The sequence below is a fragment of the Vibrio sp. 10N.261.52.A1 genome, assembly GCF_002876325.1.
Classification (GTDB): Bacteria; Pseudomonadota; Gammaproteobacteria; order Enterobacterales; family Vibrionaceae; genus Vibrio; species Vibrio chagasii.
Genome location: NZ_MCYD01000519.1, coordinates 1 through 8,901 on the forward strand (window position 1 = coordinate 1; position 8,901 = coordinate 8,901).

At 45.2% G+C, this 8,901-nt stretch carries 7 protein-coding genes; all 7 read left to right on the forward strand.

Annotated features, from left to right (window positions below; genetic code table 11):
- Positions 1-231: 231 nt before the first annotated feature.
- Complete coding sequence (locus BCT81_RS06910; RefSeq protein ID WP_050052955.1) at positions 232-1,326, forward strand: TRAP transporter substrate-binding protein; 1,095 nt, start codon at positions 232-234, stop codon at positions 1,324-1,326.
- A gap of 178 nt (positions 1,327-1,504) precedes the next feature.
- On the forward strand, positions 1,505-2,035 hold the full coding sequence (locus BCT81_RS06915; RefSeq protein ID WP_004740180.1) for a TRAP transporter small permease subunit: 531 nt from the start codon (positions 1,505-1,507) through the stop codon (positions 2,033-2,035).
- A gap of 9 nt (positions 2,036-2,044) precedes the next feature.
- Positions 2,045-3,328 (forward strand): TRAP transporter large permease subunit, encoded by a 1,284-nt coding sequence (locus tag BCT81_RS06920; RefSeq protein WP_008224281.1) that lies wholly within the window; start codon positions 2,045-2,047, stop codon positions 3,326-3,328.
- Between the two features lie 104 nt (positions 3,329-3,432).
- Positions 3,433-4,788 (forward strand): cache domain-containing protein, encoded by a 1,356-nt coding sequence (locus BCT81_RS06925; protein ID WP_061032773.1) that lies wholly within the window; start codon positions 3,433-3,435, stop codon positions 4,786-4,788.
- A complete protein-coding gene (locus tag BCT81_RS06930) occupies positions 4,781-5,419 on the forward strand; it encodes a response regulator transcription factor (RefSeq protein WP_102423643.1) in 639 nt (212 codons plus the stop codon). The genes BCT81_RS06925 and BCT81_RS06930 overlap by 8 nt, the downstream gene beginning before the upstream one ends.
- A 170-nt stretch (positions 5,420-5,589) precedes the next feature.
- A complete protein-coding gene (locus BCT81_RS06935; RefSeq protein WP_102423644.1) occupies positions 5,590-7,188 on the forward strand; it encodes a BCCT family transporter in 1,599 nt (532 codons plus the stop codon).
- Positions 7,189-7,444: 256 nt separating this feature from the next.
- The coding region (locus tag BCT81_RS06940) for a BCCT family transporter (protein WP_102423645.1) at positions 7,445-8,901 on the forward strand (1,457 nt) is incomplete at its 3' end.

The window sequence follows — 8,901 nt, forward strand, 5'->3', positions numbered from 1 at the left end:
GGTATTTATCAATACGCATTTTCGGGGGGAATTCTTCAAGTCTTTTAAAATCGTTACCATTCTTTTATCTCCTACGTAGTTCTACTTAATCCTTTGGTCTAATACGTACCTTTACACAAGCTCAGGGTGCGTGCTCTCCCTGATATCTTGTTGCTTCATCGCGGTGCACTCTTAGATTGAATCATAAAAAATGCTCAAAGAAAGAGTGTTAACCCAACAAAGGACGTGAACATGAGTCTCATTTCTAACTCCCTTACACGAGTTTTTAAAAACGTAGCGGTAACTGCTGCGGCTTGTTTAGCTTTGGTCGCAACCGGTGCAACAGCTGCGGATAAGGTTTATCGTTTGAAACTTGCTGAAACATGGGGACCTAATTTCCCTGTTTTCGGTGATGCAACGAAAAACATGGCAGCGATGGCTGAGAAGATGTCGAATGGTCGACTGCAAATCAGAATCGATTCAGCGAACAAACACAAAGCCCCTCTAGGCGTTTTTGACATGGTTAAGTCTGGTCAATACGACATGGGTCACTCAGGCTCTTACTACTGGAAAGGTAAAGTTCCAAACACTCTTTACTTCACTTCTATGCCTTTCGGTATGACGCCTGCAGAACAATACGCATGGTTCTATCACGGTGGTGGTATGGAGTTGATGGAGCAGGTTTATTCTCCACACAACTTGATGTCATTCCCAGGTGGTAACACCGATATCCAGATGGGTGGTTGGTTTCAGAAAGAGATCAACAGCGTTGAAGATCTACAAGGTCTGAAAATGCGAATCCCAGGCTTTGCAGGCGAGATTCTTGCTGAGCTAGGTGCTAAACCGACCAACATTGCCCCAGGTGAGCTTTACACGTCTCTAGAGCGTCGCACGATTGATGCGCTAGAGTGGGTAGGTCCATCACTGGATTTACGTATGGGTTTCCACAAAATCGCGCCTTACTACTACACAGGTTGGCACGAGCCGGGTTCAGAGCTTCAGTTCTTAGTGAACAAGCGTACATGGAACAAGCTTCCTGAAGATCTACAAGAAATCCTGCGTGTTGCAATGCGTACAGCGGCTTACGACATGTACACACAAGCAACGCATGAAAGTGGTAAGAACTGGGTTTCAATGAAGACTGAGTACCCAGATGTACAAGTAAAAGATTTCCCGCCAGAGGTTATGTCTGCACTGAAAGAAGCGAACGATCGCCTACTTGCTGAGCACGCTGAGAAAGATGCATTGGCAAAAGAGATTCAAGCTTCACAAGCAGCTTACCTAGAGCAAGTACGTTCATGGACGGATATTTCACACAGAGCTTACCTAAATAGCCAAGCGAAATAATAGCCCCTTGTAGAACTAAATCTAAATGAACCCGAAGCTTTTCTTATTAAGAATTCAAGAGTGAATAAGCCGAGGGTTCATTTAAAACATAATAACTAATCTGTTTTACGCCCAAGAACCTTTTCTTCGTCGAACAGCTCAGCTGCGCGATGTCTTTTCAAATTCCATGGAGTCGGGAATGCGAAGTCTAATTTATATTGAACGCATATTTAATCGTATCGGTGATGCACTGGGATGGCTTTCCAGTATGTTGTTTATTTTACTTATCGCCAACGTCGTGTATGACGTTGTCATGAGATATGCATTCAACGATGTCTCAATTGCCTTTCAAGAGATGGAATGGCACCTGTTCTCTGCCGTATTCCTATTAGGTGTGCCATATGCCATCAAAGCGGGTGGCCATGTTCGAGTCGATGTGTTCTACGAGCAACTGAGCTTTAAAGCGCAAGCCATCATTGACCTGTTAGGCACGCTGATCTTTCTACTTCCGTTTTGCCTGCTGGTGGCTTGGTTTGGTATCGATGTTGCCAAAGAGAGCTATGAACTGGGTGAGACCTCAGGCGATCCCGGTGGCTTGCCATATCGATGGATCATCAAAGCCATGATCCCGCTGTCATTCTTCTTGATGGCACTGAGTGGCGTAGGTTTGATCCTGCACTCACTCAATAAGATTTTTAATCCGCACCTTATCCATGCAAATCATAAGTAGAGGCTAAACATGATTGGAATAGTAATGTTTTTTGTAGCCTTGTTTGCACTGTTACTTGGCTTCCCAGTTGCGTTTACCTTTGGTGGTATCGCCTTAATCTTTGGTGTTTGGGCTGAAGGCATCGAAATGTTTGCCTTTATGCCATATCGAATTCAATCGATCATGGAAAATACGGTGTTAATGGCCGTTCCATTATTCGTTTTCATGGGGCTTGTTCTGCAAAAGACCAAGCTTGCTGAACAGCTACTTGAGTCTATGGGCCGCTTGTTTGGTGGTGTACGTGGTGGTATCGCGATTTCTACAGTACTGGTAGGTTCGTTACTCGCTGCTTCAACAGGTGTGGTTGGTGCTTCTGTTGTTGCGATGGGCCTTATCTCTTTGCCTGTAATGCTTAAGTACAATTACGACAAAGGCTTAGCCTGCGGCACCATCTGTGCTTCTGGTACCTTAGGTCAAATCATCCCACCATCGATCGTATTGATTCTACTCGGTGATGTACTTGGTGTTCCGGTTGGTGACTTGTTCCAAGCGGCGATTTGGCCGGGTGTAATGCTGGTGGGTGCGTACATTGTTTATATTTTGATATACGCAAAACTTCACCCTGAAGCCGCTCAGCCTATTGAGCGTGATGATTCAATCAGCCGCAAACAAGAAGTGATTGATGCGCTTAAAGCGATTCTTCCGCCGCTCGCGTTAATCATTGTGGTACTGGGTTCCATCTTTGCAGGTGTGGCGACGCCGACAGAGTCTGCTGCATTGGGTGGCGCAGGTGCGATGATACTTGCACTGCTGTACGGGCAGTTTAGCTGGTCGATGGTGTATGACGCTTCTAAAGAAACCGTAAAAGTAACGGCGATGGTGTTTGCCATCTTGCTGGGTGCGACCGCTTTCTCGATGGCGTTTACCTATACCGGCGGTGATTATCTGGTAGAGGAGTGGATGCTGCAGCTTCCTGGTGAGAAGTGGGGCTTCCTGATCATTACCATGCTGGTTATTTTGATTCTGGGTTTCTTCATCGACTTCGTAGAGATCTGTTTCATCATCGTGCCAATCTTAGCGCCGGTTGCTGAGTTAATGGGTATCAACATGACGTGGTTCGCTATCTTAATTGCAATGAACCTACAAACCTCCTTCTTGACGCCACCATTTGGTTTTAGCTTGTTCTACCTAAAAGGCGTGGCACCAAAAGGCGTAACGACTAAAGACATCTACCGAGGTGTGATGCCTTTCATTGTGATTCAGATACTCGTACTTGGGTCACTTCTCGCATTCCCCGCGTTTTATGGAATGTGAGTGACGCCAAGAATGTGAACGATATGTTTCAACGGCTATCTATAAATTGCTAAAATAAAACGGCTTATTGATGTTCAATAAGCCGTTTTTAGTGAGGAAAAGGAATGCCTCTAAAAGCCAAGCTGATTCTGTTGACACTACTCCCGTTGCTGCTGGTTACGGCGAGTATTAGTTGGATCTCGTTACACCAGACTAAAACCCTAGGTGATAAAGAGGTCGAGATCTTCAGAGACAGCCTGATCAAATCCCGTGAAAATGCACTTAAGGACACTGTCGATCTCGCTTTCGACGCCATCGAACACATCTACAACGATCCCGATATTCAAGAAGCCCAAGCTAAAACGGAAGTTCGAGCCATATTGTCTAAACTTAGATATGGCGCGGATGGCTATTTTTTCGCTTATGATCGCCACGGAACCAATCTCGTGCATCCAATACAGCCGGAATTGATCGGCCAGAATTTACTGCAACTTCAAGATGAAGATGGTGATTTCCTGATTGAAGCCTTGTTACGAGAAGCGCAAACCGGAGGAGGCTTTCATCAGTACTTGTGGCAAAAGCCTTCGACAGGGGAAGTGGTATCCAAGCTGAGTTATGCCGCTTGGTTGGAACGCTGGGACTGGATGATTGGCACGGGTTTGTACATTGAAGATGTACATCAAGAAGTCGCTTCAATGCAGGCTGCGATCAACAAGAATATTGAAACCACTTTTTTCTCTATCGTGGTGATTTTGAGCGTGACGGTAGCAGTGATCATCGTGCTTACTTTAGCCATCAATATGCACGAACATCGTATTGCGGATAACAACTTGAAAGAGCTGGCTCATAAGACAGTGATGTTTCAAGAGGATGAGAAGAAGCACCTCGCGCGCGAGCTGCATGATGGTATTAACCAATTATTAGTGTCGAGTCGTTGCCATTTGGAGCTGCTTGGTAATAAGTTACAGAGTGAAGAGCTTAAGGCTCACCTCAATAAATCGCAGCACTCACTGATGCGCGCCATTGAGGAAGTGAGGCATATCTCGCACCAGCTGCGTCCAAGTTCATTAGATGATATTGGTCTAGAAGCCGCTTTGTCATCACTACTTTTAGACTTTAAAGCACACTCGGGAATTGAGGTTGAAACCCTGTTCGCCACTCAACCGGGGAAGTTAAAGTCAGAGGCGGCGACCACCTTGTATCGAGTGGTTCAGGAGTCGTTAACCAACATAGAGAAACATGCACAAGCGACCAAAGTAACGGTTATCGCGCAGCAAATTGGCAATGTGTTGCAACTGCTTATTCAGGATAACGGTGTCGGTTTTAATACTTACAAAGCAATGGAAAAACGAGGGATTGGTCTGCGAAATATGCGAGAGCGGGTGGAGTTTATCGGTGGCGATTTTGAACTGATGAGCGAGATTGGCTTCGGAACGGAAATTACAGTGTTACTGACACTAGAGGGATTAATGAATGAGTGAAGTTATTCGAGTTGTGATTGCTGACGATCACCAAGTGGTACTGGATGGCTTTATGGCGAGATTGGAACTCGAGCCTGATATTAGCGTGATAGGTACCGCAAGCAATGGCTTAGAGGCAGTCGAGATTGTCAAAGACCTACGCCCGGATGTGGTGTTGATGGATATCAGTATGCCCATTATGAATGGGATTGATGCCACACACCTGATCAAAGAAGAAGACCCGCAAGCTAAGGTACTGATGCTGACCATGCATAACAACCGTGAATATATTATGAAGGTGATGCAGTCGGGTGCAGTCGGCTATATGTTGAAGGAGATTTCCGCTGAAAAAATGGTTCAAGCAATCAAAACGGTCAATCAAGGTTCGACGTATTTCTGCGAAAAAGTGACTCAAAACTTGTTCACCCAGCCAATTACTCCGACGCCATCAGTGAAGAATCCACTGAGTCGACGTGAGGAAGCTGTACTGAAATTAGTGGCGAAAGGGGAGAGCAGTAAAGAGGTGGCGAAGGCGCTAAATATTAGCTATCGAACTGTCGAAACCCATCGACAAAACATTAAGCATAAGCTCGACATTCACTCTACTGCAGAGCTTGCCAAGTACGCTGTCAATTGTGGCCTTGTGGATTGATCTTACGCTAAATTACACCAAATGTGTAATTTAATTACTAAATGTGTAGTTAAGGCCTCCATTATGGAGGTTTTTTTAGTATTTTTGCGACAGGTTGATATTCTTCCTTTCGAAATTTAAGTGCCGAATGCAATGTTGCAAACCGAGCACTGCAAAGTTAGAGAGGAAACATGGAGTCTGTTAAGGATAGGTATAGTATTGATAATACTGATTATACCGTAGGGCAAGATAACGTTCAGAAATGGGGTTTTGATGTACATAACCCTGTATTTGGTATTAGTGCAGGGTCGATCATCATCTTCCTGTTGGCACTTTTGGTGGCAGAGCCAGAGACCGCGAAATCTGCACTTGATGGTATAAAATGGAAAGTCATCGGTAACTTCGATGGGTTCTTTATGTGGGCAGCCAACATCTTTGTTATTTTCTGTTTTGCCCTCATTGTCTCCCCGTATGGCAAGATACGTATTGGTGGCAATGATGCCAAAGCAGAGCACTCTAACCTTTCTTGGATGTCGATGTTATTCGCTGCAGGAATGGGTATTGGTTTGATGTTCTGGGGTGTTGCAGAGCCAGTCGCTTACTTCACTGGATGGTATGAAACGCCACTTGGTGTAGAAGCATACTCACCTGAAGCGGCCAAGCTTGCACTGGGTGCAACCATCTATAACTGGGGCTTACACGGCTGGGCTATCTACGCTGTTGTTGCTCTTGCACTCGCTTTCTTTACTTTCAATAAAGGTTTACCTCTTTCAATCCGCTCGATTTTCTACCCGATTCTAGGGGATAGAACTTGGGGTTGGTTTGGTCACATTGTTGATATCGTGGCGGTACTGGCAACGCTGTTTGGTTTAGCAACCTCATTAGGCTTAGGCGCGCAGCAAGCGACAAGTGGTATCAACCATGTGTTTGGTACTGATGGCGGTATTGGCATGCAGTTGGTTGTAATTGCTGTGGTCACTTTTCTGGCAACGATGTCGGTTGTGCGTGGCATCAACGGCGGCGTAAAGGTGCTAAGTAATGTGAATATGTTGGTCGCTTTAGGCTTGCTGATTTTCGTGACGATTGCTGGTGGCATTGCTGGTATTAAAGCTATCCCAACGGCGCTGATGGGTTACGTCGAAAACTTTATTCCTCTAAGTAATCCCCATGGTCGTGGTGATGAGACTTGGATGCAAGGTTGGACGGTATTCTACTGGGCGTGGTGGATGTCTTGGTCACCATTCGTAGGCATGTTTATCGCTCGTATTTCTAAAGGTCGTACGATTCGTGAATTCATCGTCGCGGTACTGTTCATCCCAACGACAGTGATCATTATCTGGATGGCGATTTTTGGCGGCATCGCGATAGACCAAGTTGCGAACAAAGTCGGTGAGATAGGCATGAATGGTCTACAAGATATTACGCTTTCGCTGTTCCACACTTACGATGCGCTGCCAATGAGCTCTGTTTTATCTGTGGTGTCGATTGGCTTGATTATGGTGTTCTTTATCACCTCTTCAGACTCGGGTTCACTAGTGATTGATAGTATTACCTCTGGTGGTAAAGTGGATTCACCTGTTCCTCAACGTGTTTTTTGGGCGGTAATTGGTGGTGCGATTGCTGCGGTTCTATTGTGGGTTGGTGGTACAGAATCTATCCAAGCATTGCAAGCCGGTACCGTTTCTATGGCACTTCCATTTGCGTTCATATTATTGCTTATGTGCCTAAGCTTATTGCTAGGTTTACGAACAGAAAATCAATTGGTTAAACACCAAAATGCTTTGAGCTAAAAGTAATATTGAATTAAAGGCCGACATATTCGGCTTTTTTTTCCACATTAATTTGAGTATTTACGTGAATATTGGATGAAAACCAAACGAACCGCTTCAGGTTTACTGAAAACAATAAGTTAACCTGCTAAACTTCAGACATCCAAGTATTTGAATTAATGTGACAACAGCTTGTGCTACTTGGATTGTAGGTTCGAGTTTGTGATTAGGTCACAGGTAAGTAAGGGATATTAGTAGTATTCCGTAGAGAGGGATAATGACTAAAGGTATAGATAAATACAGTATCGACAGTACCGATTACACTGTTGGTCAGGATAACGTCCAAAAATGGGGTTTCGACGTACATAACCCAGTATTTGGCATTAGTGCAGGTTTGATTGCTCTGTTTTTGATTGGTGTTCTGGTTACTGATACTGCATCAGCGAAGGCCGCACTGGATGGCGTTAAAGGGCAAATCATCAATTCATTCGATTGGCTGTTCATCTGGTCAGGCAATATTTTTGTGATCTTCTGCTTAGGCTTGATCGTTTCTCCGTTTGGTAAAATCCGCCTTGGTGGTGTTGATGCAACGGCAGACTACTCATTCATGTCTTGGTTATCCATGCTATTTGCAGCGGGTATGGGTATCGGCTTGATGTTCTGGAGTGTGGCAGAGCCAGCGGCTTACTACACCGGTTGGTTTGAGACACCACTTGGCGTTGAACCGAACACACCAGAAGCAGCTAAATTAGCACTAGGCGCAACCATGTATCACTGGGGTCTACACCCTTGGGCGATTTATGGTGTGGTTGCTCTTTCGTTAGCATTCTTCTCTTACAACAAGGGACTACCTCTTTCGATTCGTTCTATCTTCTACCCAATTCTAGGTGATAGAGCATGGGGCTGGGCTGGTCACGTTGTTGATATTCTGGCGGTACTTGCGACTCTATTTGGTCTGGCGACGTCGCTAGGTCTAGGTGCACAGCAAGCAGCAAGTGGTATTCAACACGTATTTGGCCTTGAAGCTGGTTTGGGCTTACAAGTTATCGTGATTACAGTGGTGACTTTACTCGCGGTAGTATCGGTACTTCGTGGTATCGATGGCGGTGTAAAAGTTATCAGTAACATCAACATGCTGGTAGCCTTCTTACTGCTTATCTTAGTGGCACTAATCGGTTATGCAGTAACGCTAGGTTCTATCCCAACAACCTTAATGGCGTACATCGAGAACATCATTCCACTGAGTAACCCTCACGGTCGTGAAGACCAAGCATGGTTGCACGGTTGGACGGTATTCTACTGGGCTTGGTGGATTTCATGGTCACCATTCGTAGGCATGTTCATCGCACGTGTATCTAAAGGTCGTACGGTTCGTGAGTTCATCACTGCGGTTCTGATTGTTCCAACTACTGTAACTATCATTTGGATGTCAGTATTTGGCGGTATGGCGATTGATCAAATCGTAAATAACATCGGCACACTGGGTAGTGAAGGTTTAACCGACGTATCACTAGCGATGTTCCAAATGTTCGATGCGCTACCGTTTGGTACGTTGCTGTCAATCATTGCAGTAGTATTGGTTCTAGTATTCTTTATTACATCGTCTGACTCAGGCTCTTTGGTTATCGACAGCATTACCGCTGGTGGTAAAGTAGACACGCCGGTACCTCAACGTGTTTTCTGGGCGTTCCTTGAAGGTGCGATTGCAGTGGCACTATTGTGGGTTGGTGGTAC

Coding starts and splice junctions, on each gene's coding strand:
- BCT81_RS06910 (WP_050052955.1), top strand. CDS start 232: ATGAGTCTCATTTCTAACTCCCTTACACGAGTTTTTAAAAACGTAGCG.
- BCT81_RS06915 (WP_004740180.1), top strand. CDS start 1,505: ATGCGAAGTCTAATTTATATTGAACGCATATTTAATCGTATCGGTGAT.
- BCT81_RS06920 (WP_008224281.1), top strand. CDS start 2,045: ATGATTGGAATAGTAATGTTTTTTGTAGCCTTGTTTGCACTGTTACTT.
- BCT81_RS06925 (WP_061032773.1), top strand. CDS start 3,433: ATGCCTCTAAAAGCCAAGCTGATTCTGTTGACACTACTCCCGTTGCTG.
- BCT81_RS06930 (WP_102423643.1), top strand. CDS start 4,781: ATGAGTGAAGTTATTCGAGTTGTGATTGCTGACGATCACCAAGTGGTA.
- BCT81_RS06935 (WP_102423644.1), top strand. CDS start 5,590: ATGGAGTCTGTTAAGGATAGGTATAGTATTGATAATACTGATTATACC.